The following is a 19034-nucleotide window of genomic DNA, read 5'->3' as shown; positions in this document are numbered from 1 at the left end:
TCGATTCCCTTGCGCACGCGGCGCAGCGCCTCGAGCAGAGCTGACGGGCTTAGCAAGCCTTCTACGCACACGCCTGCCACCGGCGAAAAGGCCTACGGACCTGAGAAATCTGCTATTTACCGCGACTTGCCCGCAAAAACATCTACACGCACTTGCTGGAGGATTCGCGAAGAAGTGACCGGATTGCGTCCGCCTCATCGACCTTCTGTGCCTCATATTTGCCATATGCGGAGAAGTGCGTATGGCTGTAGACAGTCTTCGTTTCTTGACGATATAGGATGTCGAGCGGTCCAAATTGGCCCAGCGGTCGCTTTTCCAGCCATCGGAAGCGCTTCGTGGCATGCATCAGGCGAGCCACCTTTTTCGACACGAAGACGTGCTCTGCGTCGCCATCCAGGACATAGTCGCTGAGCTTGGATAGATGGGCGTCGTCTAAGTCTGCTCGCACGAGGCGACTTCGCCCGACCGTAGGAATGTGCAGTAACTCTATGAATGCGACTTGGCTCGCATGCTCCGGCGTAAAGCCGATGCGGGCGAAGCTGCTGTGATAGAAGCGGCCGTCTCCTCGGTATGGGTACTGCTCTAGTAAAAACGGATGATGCCGTTGGTGACTGCGCCAGAAGGCGACTCCGTCTTCGTGGTACTCCCGCAGCTTCTTGAAGATTGGCTCGTCTTCTACTTCTGCGTGATAGTTCGCGTCGAGGCCAATGAACAGGAATTTTGCGCTTTTTGGATTTGCCCCTTGGTAAGGCTTATCGCGGAATAGCGCATTCAGAACTTGGCTGGGATGCTCGATGAACATGGACGCCTCGAGTGGTCGATTAGACGTTGAAGGTTACCCCACAAGACATCGTGCCGGCGGGCAATCGAGCACGGTCCCACTGCTCCATGCAGCGCCATGGCATCGTCGGCCCTAACGTTCAGCCTCCAGCGGGCATGGGTCAGGCCGCCATAGCAAGACCCTCATCGAGCAGAGCGCCGTCAGTACTGGACACATCCGTCTCGACCCGTTGCTTGGCTCGCGGGCCTGCAGGCTGCGCCACCTGGATTACCACTGGGGCGACGAGCGCTCGCTCGGCACTCGTGGCCGCCTTCTGGGCGTAGTCCACACCCGCGGTCGCTGCAATCGCACGCAGGTCAAGCGCAGCGGACGTGAGGGCTTCCTGCTGGCTGGAGAGAGCCTGTGCAATGGCAGCAATGAGGAGGTTGCGGGCGTGCGCGGCATGGGCGTTGTATTCGGGCGCGCCCCTGACGTGGCGAATGTCCGCATACGAGTCGGCCAGCGCGAGCAGGTTGCGCGCGATGCTCGAAGTGCGCGCATCGGCCGCGGCGGCGAGGTCCTTCACGCTCCGGAGGGCAATGGTGTCGGTGCTCACAAGAACTCCTTTTCTTCTGGGTCAGGTCTCAGGCCTGGAGGCGCGCCATCCGAGTCGGCCAAGACGCCGGGGTCGCTCGGTCGACGAGATGGGGCGGGGCCGGTCGGGGTGCGCCGTCTTAAAACGGGCACCCTGGTGCCAAGTGTTCGCCTTATAGGTCCGGCGTGTCCACCGATTTTAGCAGCCAGCGGTCGGGGCTTGCAATTTAAATCGCTTAGCGGGAAAACGGAGCTGACTTATAGCCAGAAAATGGGGGTGTCCCGCGGTGCCTGTGCACGCATGACCCGACCCTGTTGGGCCCAAGCAGAAATGCGCCACCGATGAAGGTGGCGCATTTGAATGGTGGATTGCTACTGGGCAGCCATGGCCGCTCCTACGGCACCGCGTGCGGCAGCGTCCCGGACTTGACCCGGGGGCCGGGAAGGTTCCGCCTGGTCGATGGCCGGCGGGAGTTCGCGTTCGCGCCTCTCGCACTCCCGAATGGCGCGCGGCAGCCCCAGGTTGGGGCATTGCTCGGTCGCGCGGCCGATGCTCGCGACGCGGGTCGAGTGCGTCAGGCCTGTCTGGTACACCTCGAAGCCTTTCCGGCCGACGTCGAGAACCCAGAAGTTGGCAGTTTCGTGCTTGATTTGGTTTAGTTGGTACATGTTGCAGGCTTGCGTGGAGTTGATGGCCTGCGTTGTGTAGCCACGCGCGAGCCCGAGCCGCGTTTCCCCATGAGGCTAGAGCGGGAGCCGCCCTATATCCACGCCCCAAAGACCTTGGGTTTTAGGCGCTGGCGAGCTAAAAGGTGATTCGCTACACCTTCGAATACGCCTAAATACGGGCAATTTTCGCCCGCACCCTTGACGAGTTCCGACCCATGCGACCCTACTTCAAACGTGCCGTTTCAGCCTTGCTGAGCGCAACAATTGCCCTGCAACCCGTCCTGGCCGCTGCTTCAGAACACATGTACCGCATTCCCATCGACCTCAAGGTCGGTCAGAGCGCGGCGGACTTGGAGATTCAGCCCGCGGCCACGGACTTCGGGGATGTCGCGCGCACGCAAAGCAGCACGCGCCCTGTCAGGGTCGTGAACCACAGCGACGTGCCCGTGGCAGGTATGGCCGTACGCGCGGAGGCTCCTTTTGCCATCGACACGCAGGGCTGCTCGATGTTGCCTGCCGGTGGCGATTGCACGATGCTGGTCTCGTACCTCCCGCAGACGGCAGGCCTCCATACCGGCACCTTGACGGTCCATGGCGCAGGCGCCAAGGCTGAAGCGCAACTCCTGGGCAATTCCGTGCCGCTGCTGTCGGACGTGGAAATCTCCGACAGCGGCTGGAACTTCGGCACCTGGAAAGTCGGGACCACCAGCACCAGCAAGCAGCTCGCCATCAAGAACACGGGCACGGCGCCGGTTAGCCTGAGCCAGCCCTACTTGCTCGAGGCAGGCGGCGGTGACTTCAAGCTGAGCGACAACTGCGGTGGTTCGCTCGCGCCAGGCAACACCTGCATCGTGACCGTCTCGTTCACCCCGACGGCGCTGGGTCAACGCATGGGCGCGCTGCGCGTGAAGAGCGGAGAGAAGGTGCGCGACGTCTGGCTCCTGGGTATCGGCGGCACCGAGACCATTCCCACAACGCCGACACCGAAGCTGGTGACCTCCTCGACCGTGGACTTCGGGACCCTGGAACCGGATGCGGGCACGGTGACGCGGACCGTCACCCTCGTCAACGCGGGAACCAAGGCGCTGCAGCTCTCGGCGGCCGCGCTCAAGGGCGCCGACGCGGGCTCCTTCACCCTCCAGAACCAATGCCCGGAGGCGCTCGCCGAGCGTGCGACATGTGCCATCGACGTCAGCCTGAACCCGACGGGGCACAAGTCCTACAGCGCCAGCCTCGAGCTGGCGTCGGATGACCCCGCAAGCCCTGCCGCCGTCGGCCTGGTCGCGCGCTCGGTTGCACTGAACTCCAAGCTGGTCGCAGCCCCCACGACCGTGGACTTCGGCGAGACGACGCTCAACGCCGCGGTCAAGAGGACGGTGCGACTCACGAACACGGGCACCGTTGCGGCCAACGTGATGCAAACGTCTGCCTCGCCCGCGAGCAGCTTCGTGGTGCTGAGCGGCTGCACCGACGAGTTGGCGCCCCAGGGAACCTGTGACCTCGAAGTCCAGTTCTCGGCCGCCGCGCTCGACTACGCGGGCGGTTCCCTCACCGTCACGACGGGCGAAGGCCAGAACCTGCAAATCCCGCTCACCGGCTATGTCATTTCGCCGCGCATCCAGGTTGCACCTGCAACCGTGGACTTCGGCAGCGTCGGCGTCGGACTGACCGCCGCGACCAAGACTGTCGACGTCACCAATACCGGCCGCCTTCCCCTGGAAGTCAATGGCATCGGCGTGACCGACCCCGAGCGCTTCTCGAGCAGCAACAACTGCGGCACCCCGCTGCAGCCGAACCAGTCGTGCCAAGTCGCAGTGAGCTTCACACCGCTGGACGGAAAGCAGGCTCTCGCCTCGCTGGCCATCGAGAATAACGACCCCCGCCAACCCTTGGCCCTGGTGACGCTGAAGGGACAAGGTCTCGTCGGCGAGGTGAACGTCTCACCGGCGTCCCTTGAATTCGGCGAAGTGGCCAAGGACGTGGCTTCTGCCGCGAAAACAGTCACCGTGACGAACCCGGGCCCCGGCAGCATCCGGGTCTCGAGCGTGGGCGTTCGCGCTCCCGGCAACCAGGTCTTCAGTTTGGCCAACGACTGTGGCAGCGCCATGGATGCCGGTGCCTCGTGCTCCATCGCGGTCCAGTTCACCCCCAACGCGAGTGGTCGCAGCTGGGCCGGCTCCCTGGACGTCCAGACCTCCGACGGCACCGAAAAATCCGTTCTCCTGACCGGGGCGGGTGCCGCTATTGCTGGCAACGTCCGCGTGTTCCCCGAGTCGCTCGACTTCGGCTCGGTGGGCATCCCCCAGGCGGTCACCCGCAAGTTCACGCTGACCAATACTGGCGCCACCGCGGTCGCCATCGCCGGCGTGAACGTGACGGGCGCGGACGCCGCGAATTTCACGACCACCAGCACCTGTGGCGCCAGCCTGGGTGCAACGGCCTCCTGCGAGGTCCAGGTGCGGGCTGACGTGGCCGCCGCCCAGACGTACTCGGCTGAGGTGACGGCATCGCTCGGTAACGGCCAGGCCTTGAGCGTCCATGTGGCCGCCCAGGGCACCACGGCCACCCCCACGCTCCTCGCTGCGACGCCGGACGCCCTCGACTTCGGGGGGGGGAGCATTGGCACCCCGCTCGACCGGGTGGTGCGCATCGACAACGTCGGTACGACTGCAGTCGGCGTGGCCAGCGCTACGGTGACGGGCGAAGCCTTTAGCCTGGTGAACTCCGCCTGCTCGAGCAGCCTCGCCCCCGCCGCCTCCTGCGGCGTGACGGTGCGCTACAACTCCACCGCCGGCGGCGCCGAAGCGGGCATGCTGACCGTGCAATCCACGGGCGGCCAGCGCCTGACCGTCCCGCTGGCGGGGACGGCAGCAGCACCGGCGATGCGGCTCAGTGACGCATCCCTTTCTTTCGGCAGCGTCGCACTCGGCCAGACCGCCAGCAAGACGCTGACGGTGACCAACCAGGGCGATGCGAGCCTGGTCATCCGGACGTTCAAGCTCACGGGAACCGCAGAGTTCAACGTGATTGAGAACTGCACGACCACCCCGGTGGCGCCGCACGGCTCTTGCCAGTTGACCGTGGCCTACACGCCCGTGGCGGCCGGCCAACGCAGCGCGTCGCTGGCCCTCAGCTCCAACGACCTGTCCAATCCGACTGCCGTCGTGAACCTGTCCGCAACGACCCCCGGTGGCGGAGATGGCGAGGAAGGCACCGCATCCATCCGGGTGTCCCCTGGCCAGGTGACCTTCGCGTCGACCGCCGTCGGCAAGGTTTCCTCCGTGGTCTACGTGAACGTCTCGAACGTCGGCACTGGCACGCTGGATATTCGCGGCCTGGATGTCCTTGACACCGCTGCGTTCAACCAGAGCAGCAACTGCGGCTCCGCACTGGCTTCCCAGCAGTCGTGCCAGGTCGCTGTCATCTTTGCGCCGACTGGCGCGGGCCTCCACAGCTCGGCGCTGGTCATCGATTCGAACGACGCCAAACTGCCCCAGTTCCTCGTTCCGCTGTCCGGCGTGGGCAGCTCCGGCTACATCGAGGTCACGCCGACCACCCTCGCCTTCGGTGGCGTGCGCGTGGGCGAGCTCTCGCCGGCGAAGGTCGTCACGATGACCAATCGCGGCAGCGCCGTCACCAAGCTCACAGGCATCAGTCTGCAGGGCACAGGTGCTGACCAGTTTGCGGCCAACAACGATTGCGGCCTGGGCCTCGAGCCCGGTCAATCCTGTTCCGCCCTGGTTGCCTACCAGCCGGACGCGGCATCCGCCACGCAAGCCCGCCTCCTGGTCCAGACGAGCGCCGGCACATCCATTGCGGTCGCCCTGAGCGGCTACGGCACGTCCACGACGGCACCTGCCACCTCGGTGTCCCTGAGCCAGCCGGCTGTCGATTTCGGGCGAGTCGTCATCAACAAGTCGATTTCTCAAAAGCTGCGGCTGAGCAACAACGGCGACGTGGACGTGGTGGTCGACAGCATCAACCTCAACGGCTCGGACCTCGCCGCCTTCTCGCGCGGCCTCGACTGCGTGGTACGCCTGGTCCCAGGCACCAGCTGCGACATCGTGGTCAGCGGCACGCCCCGCGAGGAGCGCGACCATGCCGCCCAACTCGACATCCGCTTCAAGACGGCCGATGTGTCGCTGGCACCCGTGCCCCTGCACGTGCAGGGCGTCGCCAAGGCGCCCGCCGCCACGGTCACCGTGACGCCACTCGCGCTGACCTACGAGAACGTTGCACTGGGCACGCCCTCGAGCAAGCAGGTCCGGGTTGCGAACCAGGGGCCCGACGCCGTGGCCCTCAATCAGCGCATCGTCAGCGGCAGCGCCAGCTTCTCTGTGACCACCGGCTGCGACACGCTCATCGCGACCGGCCAGTACTGTGACCTGACCGTTCAATATGTCGGCAGCGGTTCCGAGGACCAGGCCGAGCTCACGCTCGTGACCGAGACGCAGCAAACGGTGAAGGTTGAGTTGGCCAGCGTCCAGACGCAAGTGACCGCTCCGAAACTTTCGCTCTCGACCGCCGCACTCGACTTCGGCTCCGACGACGTGGGCACGGCATCCGCCGAGCAGGAAGTCGTCGTGCGCAATACCGGCACGGCAGCACTTCAAATTTCCGGCATCGGCATCGGTGGCGAGTTCACCAAGCGCACGACCTGCGGCTCCTCCGTGGCGCCGGAGGGCACCTGCAGCGTGTTCGTGCAGCATTCACCGGTCACCGGCGGGACGCACGCTGACTGGCTCCTCGTTTCGACCAACGACCCGACGACCCAGACCGCCCGCGTGGCGTTGAATGGCGTGGGCCGCATCGGCGTGCTCGCGGTCAACCCGGCGACCTTGGGCTTCGGCGCACTCGCCATCGGAGCCTCAGCCCAACTGTCCGTCCAGGTGCAAAACGTCGGTACCGCGGCACTGCCTATTACCGGCATCACGGTTGAGGGCGACAGCGCCCAGGCATTCACCGCCACGCCGTCCTGCCCGGATTCCCTGGGCGCGGGCCAGTCCTGCACCGTGACTGTCGCCTTCTCGCCGACGATGGCCGGCCGGCATGAAGCTGCGCTGCGCATCGTTCCGCTCTCTGGCGAGTCCCGCGTCGTGTCCCTGGCTGGTGAAGGCCCGCCGGCGCACATCTCCGTGACTCCGACGAACGTGTCCTTTGCTGACCAGCCCGTCGGATTCACGTCGGCACCCCAGGTGGTGACCCTCACCAACGACGGCCTCCAGAGCGTTGCCGTGTACTCCGCGCAGGTGACTGCCGGAACCTCGAGCTACGGCGCGACTTCTGGTTGCCCGGGCATCCTGGCGGCCGGGGAGCAGTGCCAAGTTGCCGTCGCCTTCACGCCGGCCGGCGCCGGCCCGCGCACCGGCACGCTTCGCCTGTCGACTTCCAACTCCGCAGGCGCCATCGACGTCGCCTTGACGGGGACCGGCATCACCACGACCGCCCAGGCTACGCCGACCGCGGTGGACTTCGGGGTCGTCTATTCCACGGCCCCACAAGACCGCCTGGTGACCGTGAACAACACCGGGACCCTCCCGATGCGGGTCAGCTCGGTCTCGCTCACGAGTCAAGCCGGCTTCGCAACAGAAAACGCATGCGGCGAAGCCATCGACGCCGGCTCGTCCTGCGACATCCTCGTGCGCGCTACCGGCCAGGGCAATGGCGCTCTGAGCTCGTCACTGGTCATCATGACGACCGCCGGCCAGCTGACCGTCCCACTGACCGCGACCGCCTCGTCGCCGAGCATTGTTGCCGTCAGCCCGAGCATGGTCCCCGCGGCCGGCGGCGCGACCGTCGTCGTGCAAGGTACGGGCTTCTCCGACACGACGCAGGTCTTCATCGGCGGCGTCGAGGCCGCACCGGTGAACCTCGTCAGCGCCACGCAGCTGACCGTCACCGCGCCGGCGCACGCCGCGGGCCTCGCGGACATGCGCCTGGTGAACAACGGCGTGACCACGGCGTCGCGCGCTGGTGCTGTCCAGTACGTGGCTGCACCGACCATCGCTGACGTGTCCCCCGCGTCCGGGTCCCTCGCGGGCGGGTGGACGACCCAGGTGTCGGGGACCAACTTTGTTGCCGGCATGACCGCAACGGTTGAAGGCCGGCTTGCGACCATCGTTGTGCGCAGCCTCACGCAGGCTACTGTGACCGTGCCAGCGCGCACAATCGTCGCCGAAGGCAGCGTTGCCCTGAGCGTGACGAACGTCGCCGGCACCGCCAGCCTTCCGGCCGCCATCCAGTACGTCGCTCCGGCGGCCGACCTGGCCTGGGGTCCGGCCGGCGGCAATTTCGGTGCCGTGGCGCAGGGCTCCTCGGCCTCCAGCACGGTGACCCTCACCAACGCCGGCACGGCGCCGGTCATGCTCTCGAGCATCATCGTCAGCTCCCCGACGGCTTCGGTCTTCTCGCTCGGGACACAGGGCACCTGCCCGCAGGCATTCCCCGCCTCCTTGGCGGCAAAGGCCAGCTGCACCGTCGAGGTCATCGCCACCGGTTCGACCCTGGGCGCCGCGTCCGGGACCGTGGTCGCCGCGACCTCCGTGCCGCAGGGCGGCTCCACGGCGCCGCTTTCCTTGTTCGCAACGGTCGAGGAACCCGACTTCGCCTTGTCGAACTCCGCGGGTGGGCTCGGCCTGGTCAGCGGAAACTTCGGCGTCGTGGCCGCGCTTAGCGAAGCCGGCCAGGGCAACCCCGCGGTCGCACGCAACATCTACCTGCTGAACCTGGTCCAGGCAGCCGCTACGCGCATCAACGAGCCGGTCATTACCATCACCGGCCCCGACGCTCCCCACTTCCGCATCACGAATGTCGTGGCAGCTGCCAGCAGCGGCTCGAACAAGGTCAGCGGCGCTACGATTGCGCCCGATAAGTTGAGCGCTACGGGCGCGGTCGTTGACGTCGGCAACGGCGCCTACCCCCACCTCGCTGTCGTGTTGTCCTACGCACCGCTGGCCAAGGGCGTTCACAACGCACAGTTGACCATTCGGTACAACGGCGCGCGCCAGGTGCAACTGCCGCTGTACGGTGAAGCGCAGTACTTCAACAAGGCCGAGCTCTCCAGCTCGAGTGCCCTGCCCGTGGTTGCGCCTTCTGGGGACTTCGGGACGCTGTCGTACAACGAGGCATCCGAAGCTGCCGGGTCAGCAGTCAAGACCTTCTATCTGCTGACCACGGAATCGCAGGGCAAGCTGCTCAAGGTGAGCGACCTTCAACTCGTGGGCGCGGACGCGGGAGCGTTCCACATCACGTCCATTTCGCCGAAAGCCGCGGGCGACCGCCTGCCGGCGCAATCCATCGCGCCACTGGAGATGGCGCAAACGAGCGCCACTTCACCGCTCGGTGTCACCGTGCAATTCCAGCCGACCCGGATGGGCCAGCACGACGCGCAGCTGTTGCTTTCGCACAATGCCGACAACGGCTCTCCGACCATCCTGGCTCTCAGGGGAACCGGCGCGCGCGACGTGCGTGTGGTGGCCTCCGGCGGCGCAGGTGAGGTCGCGATTCCCTCGTTCCCGAGCGTCGGCTTGGGAGCCGAGGCCACCCTGACGACCTATGTTCGCAACCTTGGCACGGTGGGTAGCCTCACCGTGACGGGAATTCAGGTCGTAGGCTCGCCGGCCTTCTCCATCTCCGAAGCCGGCGCGGCTACCGTGACGAACAAGAACGGCGCGACGCCCTATCCCGCAGGTACGCGCTACGCCGCGTACACGCGAACGCTGACGGACCCGTCCGTTGCGAGCGGATGGACGGACATGTACACCCAGCTGAAGTTCAAGCCGACCACCACCGGGGCGCACACGGCCACCGTGACCGTCTTCCACGATGGCCCTGGCGGCAAGACGTCCTTCGAAATCAGCGGGGAGGGCGTGCGCGCAGCGGCAGCACTGTCTGAGACCGCCGGTTCGCCCGCAGCGGTGCCCAATGGCAACTTGGGCTCCGCCACTTTCAACGGCGAAGCAGGCGCGCCTGCCGAGGCGGTGGCGAAGACGTTCTTCGTCGTCAACACCACCGGGGTCGGAACGCTGCGCGTGAACCGAATCCGCTTGGCCGGCCCTGACGCAGCGAGTTTCAAGATTGTTGCGTACAGCGGCGCCACCTCTGTGTCGACTCAGGACGTGTCTCCGGCCAACATGGTCGAGGGCGCGTACCCGAGCCTGTCGTTTCGCATCCAGTTCACGCCGACCAAGTCCGGGAGCCACACAGCGCAAGTGTTGGTGGACCACGACGGCATGAACACGTCTCCGCTGGCACTCGACCTGCAGGGCCAGGGCGTGCGTGATGTCGTCCTGCAAGCCGCGAATGTCGACAAGGGCATCGTTGCCGTGGGCGCAACCGCCACCGGCACGGCCTTTGTGCGCAATGTCGGCACGCGCGGAAGCGTCACGTATACCGGCATCCAGTTGACGGGCGACCCCGCATTCACGGCGGTTTCGGCCAATTTCGCACGCCGCGGCGCGGAGACGCAGTATGGACCGACCACCACGTTCCCGGCAGGGGCCACTTCGGCAAGCTTCAGCATGCAGGGGGCGGATGTCGCGACGGCGCCGGCCACGTCCACCGACCTGGCCCTCAACTTCAAGTTCACCCCGACCCAGCGCGGCAGGGTCACAGCGACGGTGACGGTGTTCCATGACGGACCTGGCGGCAGCACGACGTTTCAGCTAGAGGGCACGGGCGTGCAGGCGACCGCGGCCTGGTCGGACAGCTCATCTGCCGTCGACCCTGTCGTCTCGCCCGACTTCGGCCTCGTCACGTACAACCCGAACGGCGTCAACGCATCAAAGGGTAAGGTCTTCTATGTGGTGAACCCTACGCAAGCGGGCAGCCTCCAAATTACGAGATTCCGCATCGTCGGACCCGATGCTTCGGCCTTTTCGATTGCCTCATATACAGGGGCCGTTCCACCGGCGGGAACTCGCGACGTCGCCGTCAATCTCCCGGCCGGCTCGTACGTCCGGATTGAGTTCGCTCCGAACAAGATTGGCGACTTCAATGCGCAGCTACTGGTCGAGCACAACGGCGACAACGTCTCCCCCCTGCCGCTCGACCTCACTGCGCGCACGGCGTATGACGTGAGCTTCGCAGTGTCCGAGGGCCCGGGGTATGTGCCGCCCACTCCCCTCGGCGATGCACTCGTCGGCAGCTCCTCGTTCAAGTATTTCTTCGTGCGCAACATGGGGACGGCGGGTGCGGTCCGGTTCACCGGTGTTCAGGTCCAGTCGGGTACCCCGTTCAAGATTGCCGCGACAGGTCGAGGCTCTCGGGATTCGACAACGGCGAGCTCGATAACGAACTACGCAAGTCCTTACCTGGAATCAGTGACACGGGACCTGCCTGGCTTCGACGCGGCTACTGCACCTTCTGGTGCAACTGACTTCGCAGTCCGAATTGCCTTCACGCCAACGACGATGGGTATCAGCACAGCCCTCGTCACCGTATTCCACGACGGCCCGGGGGGGCAGACGAGCTTCACGGTCTCCGGCACAGGGGTCTATCGTGAGTTGTCTGTCGTGCACCATCCGGCCTTTGCTGTGCCGTACAACAGCGGGGGGTACCCTGACAGCGTTGAGTTCTTGAACACGGGAACAGCGACCATCCCTAGTGTGGTATTCGGAAATAGCGTTACCAGCCCATTCTTTGGAGATAGCAACAACTGCGTGAACGTTCCGCCTGGTCAAACTTGCGCACTCTCGTTCTACCTGAGCGCTGGCTCTAGTATCGGGGTAGGAACTTACAGCGTTGCATACACGGCGACGATTCCCGATGGCGGGACAATCAAGGGCGTGAAGCCACTGACCGCAACCATCCTTGGTAACAAACCAAACGTCGTCTCACCGGCTAATGGCTTGGTGGACTTCGGTGCACTGGCCGTGGGCACGTCGAAGACACTCAATGCGACCGTGCGCAACGACGGGACGCAGAATGCAAACTGGACCGGAATCAACAACGTGACGGGCTACAACAACTTTGTCCCGGCGAACTTCACCTATGACATGTCGGCGTGCAGCAATGTCGCTCCCGGCGCCAGTTGCGTCGTGAAGGTGACGGCTACCCGCAAGGCGTTGACCACGGGCACCTACGGCCCGGTCGCTCCCACGCCTTACACGCAGTACGGCACCAGGCTCCAGTTCAAGTTCAGCTGAAGCCGACAAGCGGCCACATCACAGAGCCCGGGAGAACCCGGGCTCTGTTCTTTTGCATCCTGGTTAGGGCGCGCCTGGAGCTTTCGGGTTAGGACACGGCCTGCCCAGCCGCTGCATACTCGCCGACGCCCTTCATTGGAGGGGTGCATCATGATTGCATCGTCGTCGCGCTGCAATACCCCTCTCCTCCTCCCTTCTTGCGTGACGACCCTGGCCCCCTGTGAAGCATCACACGGGGGCCCTTTTCTCGCTGCAGCGTCTGCTCCTGAAGAGAGGCCCGCTAGCAGGCGTTGCCCGTCTGCGCCTCTCGAGCAGGCACTTTTGTTTCGCTTTCGGGCGAAGCGGCCCTCAACGGCTGACGTCGAGCACCGCGGCTGGGAGTTCGAGCCTTCTTACGGCCTGCGCGGCCGTCAGAGCGTCATCGCGACTCGGGTATGGCCCCAGGCGCACACGCACCTTCCCTCCTTGCGGCGCCGTGGCGAAGGGACGCAGACCGACGCGCTCCAGCATCGCCTGGACGCGGTTCGCCTCCTCTTCATTCTCGAAGACGCCCACCTGCACGACAAACAGGGATGTTCCTGAAGGCGAATCCAAAAACGCTTCAGCCGAAGACGGTCTTGCAGGGGACGACGCGGGCCGCGAGCTGCTGTAGACGGCACTAAGCGCGAGCACCAGGCTACCCGCCGCCGCGAGCGCCGGAGCAAGGAATGATGGGCGCAGCCACACAGCGGGCCAAGGTGTGCCCGCCGCCCTGTCCAGAGCTGAGGCGCGAAGCTCGACAGCCCTGCGCAAAATGCCCAGTCCTAGCCCAAACACCAGCGGGGAGAACACCCCGAGGAGGTAGCCGAAACCCCCAGCCAGGTTCGCCAGGATGCCCCCTGTGGTCTCGCGTCCTGTGCACCACAGGCACTGGCCGAAGAACCAAGCGGAAACCTTTGCGAACGACCTCAATGACCTGAGTGCAAAGGCATCTCCCGCCAAGATGTTCTGCGCGGAGATGGCGATGGAGGCAACAGCCAACCCGAAAAGGATGAGCTCCAGCCACCCGAGGAGCCGTGCGAGGCGCGCCAGGCCTGGCGAGCTCCGGCGCACTGCGCCTGCGGCCAAATCTCCAGGTTCCATTCCCGACTTCTCCTCTCCAATCTTGTTCGACGCAGGCGGACCTCGGCAACACGCTCGCTGGAGCAGAACCTGCAGCAGCACCCACGAGCCAGCGACCTCAGGTCTGACTTGGTAGCTTATTGGCCAGCCTGACGCCGTTGCGGACGTCCAGCGGTCGAAATTGTCAGGCAAAGCCTGCACAGCCTGCAAGAACCGAAAAGGGCGTCAGCCCTTGAAGATGCGCTAGAGGTCCTCGAGGTGCTCGTGCCTCCCGAACCCGGAGTCGCGAAGGTCGACGTCGGTCTCGCCGTAGCGCCTCGAGGAGCCAAGAAAAAACCCTGCCAGCAATCGCTTGCCAGCAGGGTCGAATGAGCGCTCAGGGGCGCACGGGGTTAGCCTTCGTTGTCGTCCTCGATGCCGTCAATCGGCGTCCAGTGCGCCCGGACGCGGATGATGGCGCCAAAGTTGCCCGCAAGGTCGGCAACGTCCGCGCCGGCATAGCCGTGGTAGCTGAGACCGGTGAGGTCGCAGATGCCGCCAGTGATGCGCTCGGAAACGTGGTCGTTGAGCGAGTCAATGCCTGAGGCGATGTCCTCTAGTTCTACGCCAAGCACGACGTCCAGGACGTGTTCACCATCGTCGGTGATGCGGCGGAGCTCCGCGTGCGTGAGCGGGGACGTACCCGCCAGCACCAGGTGCTTGCCACCCTCCTCCAGGAAACGGCCGGGAACCAGAGTCGGCAGTGCGGGTGTGCTGCCTTCCCGGATTCCCGACCACGGGGCGACTTCCTCGGCCTCCATCGTGATGCCGCGCTCGTCCGCGAGGCCTTCCTCCAGGGCGCGGCCAACGGCCGTCCAGGCGAAGTCCTCGTCTGCAAAACTCGTTTCCTTGACGCCGGGCGTTTCGATGACGAAGGTTGCGGGCTCAGTGCTCAGCCGCGAGACGACAAGGTCTGCTGGCCATTTGGCAACCGGACCGAAATGCTGCGCCAGGGTGAGCCGGACATACAGCGCGTACCGGAACGCCCGCAGGTAAGCCCAGACACCTTCCGGGTTCACGTCGACTTCGAAGCCGAGTGATTCCCGGCGGCCGAGGAACTCCTGCGCCCGCTCGATGTACTTGAACACCGCATCGACCTCTGCGTCCCGCGCGCCCATGAACTCGCCGGCGGCGTCGGATGCGTAGTCGCCTCCGAATCCGATTTCAACCAGGTCCGAGAGCTCCTTGTCGCTGGCCTGGTCCAGCCAGGCAGTGGCATCGAAGTCCGCCGTCATGCGGTTGTCGTCCGACTTGATGCGAGCAGGGGCCCGCAACGTGTCGCGCTGGCCGGCGAAGACGCTGAGCACAGGGAGCACATGCATGGTCTGCGACACGGCAGGCGCCAGGTCGACGTTCTGTGCAGATGCAGAAAACTCGTTCCAGGTACGGTGCCCGTTGATGCGGGCCATGGCGTCGAGCGCCTGGCCGTGCTTGATGGGCGAGCCAATCTCGCGCAGGTACGTCGAGAGAACTTTGGCCTTGAGCTTGCTTTGAGAAATGTCCATTTTTGTTTCCAATCAGGTTCTGACTGGCCTCCGATAGGGGTAAAGCTTGGGTGCGCGAGTTGCCAGCAAGGCCAGTCGGAATGACTGGGAAAGCTGCGTCTGACAGGGTTCTGGGAACCGCCAAATTTACCGGACCTCCGAAGAGGCTCGCGCGGCAGGCTTTGGCAGCCTTCCTGGTATAGGGAGCGCGGCGGTTCGAGGCCAGTGCCCCAAGCGGGTTTAAGACGGTTCCGCTATAGGTTCCCACCCGCGCGCCGCGCCTCACCCCCACGCATCTCATGCAACTCGCTCAGAAGATTACGAAGCTCCGAACGCTCCAGCCGACCCCTGGCGGCATGAACGAGCTTTTCTACCAAGCCCGCAACCTGGCCATCGAGGCTCTGCTGCTGCGCCTGGAAAATCAGCTCCTTCGCTCGGGGTTCCCCGCCATCTGCGCATGGAACGAGTCCTCGTTCAGCGACCCCAGCATCTACATCCAGCTGCCCAACCCCAAGGAAGGCGCGTCCTGGGACGTCGCGACCTGCACGCTGCGGGTTCTGCGCTCCAAGGAAAGGGCCCCGGACTTCGTCTCCGGTTGCGTCTATGTCGTGAAGGGGTTCTCAGCCGTCGAGCACTGGCGGGGGAAGCAGCCGGCCAAGGTGGTCGCCTTCCGGGAAGCAGTCACCGCGCTGTACGACTCCGGACACTTGGCCGCGGAAGTGCTGAAGGTCAACTTCCCGTTCGAGCGGGGCTTTCACAGCAGCTTCTGACCAGGCGAAGGGTTCTCGATGAGCAAGACCAACCACCGCCGCCAGGGCGACAAGTCCCGCAAGGACAGCGAGCGCTATCGGCACAGCCCCCTCGACGGCGCCGGCTCTTATTCGGCACTGTCAGACCGCACCATCGGGACCTGCTTCGGCGGAGACAACTCCAACGGCCATCAGGGCTACGCGAATGCCAAGCGTGGCGCCAAGAAGTTCGTGCGCTCCCGGGTGCGCTTCCACGAGGACCACGCGGCACGTGAATCGGCGCGTGATGCGCTCATCGGAGACGTCTGAGATGAAATGAGCGCCTGCCCCGGCGACCGGGCGAAACCACCGAACCCGCGCAGGCCCGACGCCCTGCCTGCCTTGGGTCGAGGGATGGCGGTTCAAATGTAAGACACAATGCTTACCGCCGAACTGGTGCCGGCTCAGCCAGGCGGCGCGCTTGGCGGGCCCAGGTCGAGCACGCTGAAAGGAAAGCGATGACCCGTGATGAGCTGATTGCAGAACTGCGCGCCAAGGGCTTCAAGATGCAGGCGACCGCCTCCTCTCGCTGGATGGGAGCCCTCTACTTCGCGACCGCGGCAAGGACGATGTTCGTTCTGGTCCGCAAACGCGGAGTCGACGTCGTCGTGACGCCCCTTAAGCTCGAAGAGCTGCTCAACGAAAAAGGCGATGCCAGCATCAGCCTCCGACGCGAGGCCGATTGGGTGGCCGAGTACAACTTTGAGGAAAGCGGAACAGCCGTCCACCAACGCGTCAACGACGCATCGCACTGTTTCACCCAGGACCAGGAGATAGAACCTTCGTTTTTCCAGAAGGCCGGCCTGGGTCGAAAGGAGTCAAACGAGCGCTATCGAGCCGAACACGACGAAGCTGCCCAGCTGTTCCAGGCAGTAAGTCCAGGAAATGGCGAGCCGGGCTACTTGGAAGGCGGCGTTTGGCTCCACAAGGACGGGCGAACAGAGCATCGGGGCTAGCCGCCGGGTACCCTCTGCGCATTGCATGCGTTTGGCCCCTTGGGCCGGGCATCAGGTCTGAAAGAAGCCGTTCTCGATTGCATTCAGGTACCGGACGATGGATGATTGGCAACAGGGGAGTTCGTCCGCTTAAAGCAGCAGCTCGGAGGAACCTATGGCCTGGAAGGTTACTGTCGACCAGTCGTTTGATGTCGACGCGTTCGACACCTACTGCCACAGCTTGGCCTGGACTGCCTGGCGTCCCTCGTTCCTTGTCGTCCACAACACGGGTGTACCGACCCTGGCGCAGCGGCCGAACGGATTCACGAAGACGCACATGGGCAACTTCGCAACCTACTACCGGGACAAGATGAAATGGAGCGCGGGCCCTCACCTCTTCATTGACGACAAGCGCATTTGGGTCTTCACGCCACTCACGATGTCAGGCGTGCACTCGCCTTCGTGGAACAAGCAGTCACTCGGCATCGAAATGCTCGGCGACTTCGACAGGGACGCGTTCGACGCCGGCAGAGGGCTGAAGGTTCGGCACAACACCGTTGCCGCCATGGCCACCCTTTGCGCCATTCTTGGGCTCGAGCCCATGACCACGAAGCTCCATCGCGAGGACCCTGAGACCACGCATGCGTGCCCCGGCACCAACGTTCGCAAGCTCGAGTTGATTGCAGATGTTCAGGACCTTCTTGCGACTAGGCATCAGGGAGAACACCAAGCCTGAAGTGCCGGCGGAGCGCCGACCGCGGCTACAGGCTCCGGATGTCTACGGGCTTGCCGCCAGCAAGCGCTGCTTCCATCGCAGTGCGCCCCCATAGGCGCAGCCTCATCTTGCGGAAGGCAGCGGCCTCCTGCAGCGGCTCCTGCGCATCAGGAAGGCCTTCATTGGCCTCGGCCAGCGACGCCTCCCACTGCTCGGCGTAGATAAGCGCCAGCCGCGCGGTCTCTCGTTCCTCGGAGGTCAAGGACTTCAGGCTCTTGCCTCGAAGGGCCTCGAACGCAAACTTGAGGGCTGTCGCCGCTTCAGCCTCCGGTCCCTTGCCGCCATACGCTTGGGCATAGCTCTCGCGGTCCAGTACTGCAGGGGCCAGGGCTCGCTTGAGCGTGAGGTCGTCGGATTGGCGTGGCATGGGTAACGTTATAGAAGGCGCGGAGGAGCCGGAGGTGTCAGCTCAGGTGCTTGCCGACTAGGGCGGTCATCTCGAACATCGTCACTTCGTCCTTGCCCATCACCGCTTTCAGCTTGGCGTCGCAAAGGATGTTGCGCTTGTTCCCGGGGTTTTGCAGGTTGTTCGCCTTGATGTACTCCCACAGCAGCTTCGTCACTTGCGTGCGGGGCTGGGGCGTCGAGCCGATGACTGCTGCCAGCTCCGTGCTGGGGGTCAGTGGGCGAGAGAAGGCGTTGGTTGTCTTTTCGGTCATGATTCTAAAGTCCAAGTAAACCACCATTCTACGGAGGCCAGAATCTGGCCCCGCTGGCCTCAGTCGCAGCTGAATCCGCGCGGGCTCGGAGGGGTGGTACGACCCTGTGCGACGAACGCCGGAGCACTTGGTGCGCCCTGTTGAGCGCACGGATGCAGCGCGGGGAGCTCTGCGACCAAGCCTGCGATGAGTTGCTTGCGAGCTTCGGCCGCCCGGGCGTTGTACTACGCGCCGCACTTGTGGCGCGTTTCAGCGTACGAGTCTACGAGGACGAGCAGCCCGCGCACGGCCGCGGCGGTGCGGGAGTCGAGAGAATGCAGGAGCGCGTCGGGCATAGGAATACTACTTATTGTGAGGGTGAGCGTCTGGGACAAATCCTCGGCGCTCAGGCTTTATCAGGTTGGGGCAACGGGAGCTTGAGGTCAACGCAGGCAGCGGTGAGGGCCTTCTGGGCAGTGGGCGCCGACCAGGAGCGAGGCGAGTCTCGACGGTCGGCACAGAACGGCGCCTCGCGCCTCCGAACGGACCATGCGTTTCGCTTGTTGGCTGCGGCCGTGAGGTATGACAGCGGAAGGTTGCGCTCGACCGTCCAGTGGCCGGTGGCGAGCGCGGCGAAGACCAGCTCTGCCTCGGAGTGCTCAATGGCCGGAGGCTTGACAGCCTTCCCTTTCGGCGCGGGCTCGTCCAGCACGTTCCCCGTGAGTTTCGCCCAGGCCCGTGCGCCAGCGACCGTCAGTTCCGCACGCACGACCTTCTCGCGCTTGGTGCTCACCACCTTGGCCAGGCCTCGTCTGATGAGCGAGTCGAAGGTTCCCGGATGCTCGTAGTGGCGCCATGCCTGGCGCTGTGGCTGGTGCATCATTCCGCAAATCAGCGTGCGCTGCCGGGGCGTCAGGCGAAGCGCGGATACCTGGCCGCTACGGGGTTGAGTTGTCGTCATAGGAGAATGTGTCCTCAGGTGTGCCGAATGGGCGTGCGCGCCTCGCGGATGAAGCGACCAACGCTCTAGAGAAATGCTTTAGCAGATGCGCATTTTAGCTAAAAATCACCTTTCCACCTAGCCTTTAGATGAACGAGCCCGACGC

General features: G+C 64.6%; 13 protein-coding genes. 6 read left to right on the top strand and 7 right to left on the bottom strand.

The features are described from left to right. Window positions 1–142: 142 nt before the first annotated feature. Both WDLP6_RS28925 and WDLP6_RS28920 read right to left on the bottom strand, forming a co-directional pair. Complete coding sequence (locus WDLP6_RS28925; RefSeq protein ID WP_068674466.1) at window positions 143–802, bottom strand: hypothetical protein; 660 nt, start codon at window positions 800–802, stop codon at window positions 143–145. Between the two features lie 139 nt (window positions 803–941). After that, entirely contained in the window at window positions 942–1376 is a 435-nt protein-coding gene (locus WDLP6_RS28920) for a hypothetical protein (RefSeq protein ID WP_068674468.1), read from the bottom strand. 320 nt (window positions 1377–1696) lie between these two features. Between WDLP6_RS28920 and WDLP6_RS28915 the strand changes: the two genes are divergently transcribed. Both WDLP6_RS28915 and WDLP6_RS28910 read left to right on the top strand, forming a co-directional pair. After that, on the top strand, window positions 1697–2014 hold the full coding sequence (locus WDLP6_RS28915; protein ID WP_162570800.1) for a hypothetical protein: 318 nt from the start codon (window positions 1697–1699) through the stop codon (window positions 2012–2014). A 224-nt stretch (window positions 2015–2238) separates the two neighbouring features. After that, window positions 2239–12168, top strand: coding sequence for a choice-of-anchor D domain-containing protein (locus tag WDLP6_RS28910; RefSeq protein ID WP_162570799.1), 9930 nt, complete (start codon window positions 2239–2241; stop codon window positions 12166–12168). Between the two features lie 348 nt (window positions 12169–12516). Here the strand turns inward: WDLP6_RS28910 and WDLP6_RS28905 are convergent, their stop codons facing one another. Both WDLP6_RS28905 and WDLP6_RS28900 read right to left on the bottom strand, forming a co-directional pair. Continuing rightward, window positions 12517–13290 carry an SPOR domain-containing protein gene (locus tag WDLP6_RS28905; protein WP_083944162.1) on the bottom strand — a complete coding sequence of 258 codons (774 nt, stop codon included), beginning with the start codon at window positions 13288–13290 and terminating at the stop codon, window positions 12517–12519. 371 nt (window positions 13291–13661) lie between these two features. After that, a complete protein-coding gene (locus WDLP6_RS28900; protein WP_068674476.1) occupies window positions 13662–14813 on the bottom strand; it encodes a glyoxalase superfamily protein in 1152 nt (383 codons plus the stop codon). Between the two features lie 278 nt (window positions 14814–15091). Here WDLP6_RS28900 and WDLP6_RS28895 point away from each other — a divergent pair, with 278 nt between their 5' ends. From WDLP6_RS28895 to WDLP6_RS28880, 4 genes are all read left to right on the top strand, one after another. Continuing rightward, window positions 15092–15562, top strand: a complete 471-nt coding sequence (locus WDLP6_RS28895; RefSeq protein WP_162570798.1) for a hypothetical protein — start codon at window positions 15092–15094, stop codon at window positions 15560–15562. Between the two features lie 18 nt (window positions 15563–15580). After that, window positions 15581–15850, top strand: a complete 270-nt coding sequence (locus WDLP6_RS28890) for a hypothetical protein (RefSeq protein WP_162570797.1) — start codon at window positions 15581–15583, stop codon at window positions 15848–15850. A gap of 188 nt (window positions 15851–16038) precedes the next feature. Then, entirely contained in the window at window positions 16039–16536 is a 498-nt protein-coding gene (locus tag WDLP6_RS28885) for a hypothetical protein (protein WP_162570796.1), read from the top strand. 154 nt (window positions 16537–16690) lie between these two features. Continuing rightward, a complete protein-coding gene (locus WDLP6_RS28880) occupies window positions 16691–17251 on the top strand; it encodes a peptidoglycan recognition protein family protein (protein ID WP_162570795.1) in 561 nt (186 codons plus the stop codon). 25 nt (window positions 17252–17276) lie between these two features. On the opposite strand, the gene WDLP6_RS28875 is transcribed toward WDLP6_RS28880, so the two are convergent. From WDLP6_RS28875 to WDLP6_RS28865, 3 genes are all read right to left on the bottom strand, one after another. Further along, window positions 17277–17657: a hypothetical protein gene (locus tag WDLP6_RS28875; protein WP_162570794.1), complete on the bottom strand. Its 381-nt coding sequence runs from the start codon at window positions 17655–17657 to the stop codon at window positions 17277–17279. 37 nt (window positions 17658–17694) lie between these two features. After that, window positions 17695–17949 carry an SWIB/MDM2 domain-containing protein gene (locus tag WDLP6_RS28870; protein WP_083944163.1) on the bottom strand — a complete coding sequence of 85 codons (255 nt, stop codon included), beginning with the start codon at window positions 17947–17949 and terminating at the stop codon, window positions 17695–17697. A gap of 385 nt (window positions 17950–18334) precedes the next feature. Then, on the bottom strand, window positions 18335–18889 hold the full coding sequence (locus WDLP6_RS28865; RefSeq protein WP_162570793.1) for a hypothetical protein: 555 nt from the start codon (window positions 18887–18889) through the stop codon (window positions 18335–18337). Window positions 18890–19034: the final 145 nt, after the last annotated feature.

It is taken from the genome of Variovorax sp. PBL-E5 (genome assembly GCF_901827185.1).
Taxonomy (GTDB): domain Bacteria; phylum Pseudomonadota; class Gammaproteobacteria; order Burkholderiales; family Burkholderiaceae_C; genus Variovorax.
Note: the sequence above shows the minus strand (reverse complement) of the source record. Positions and strands in the feature narration are given on the sequence as shown.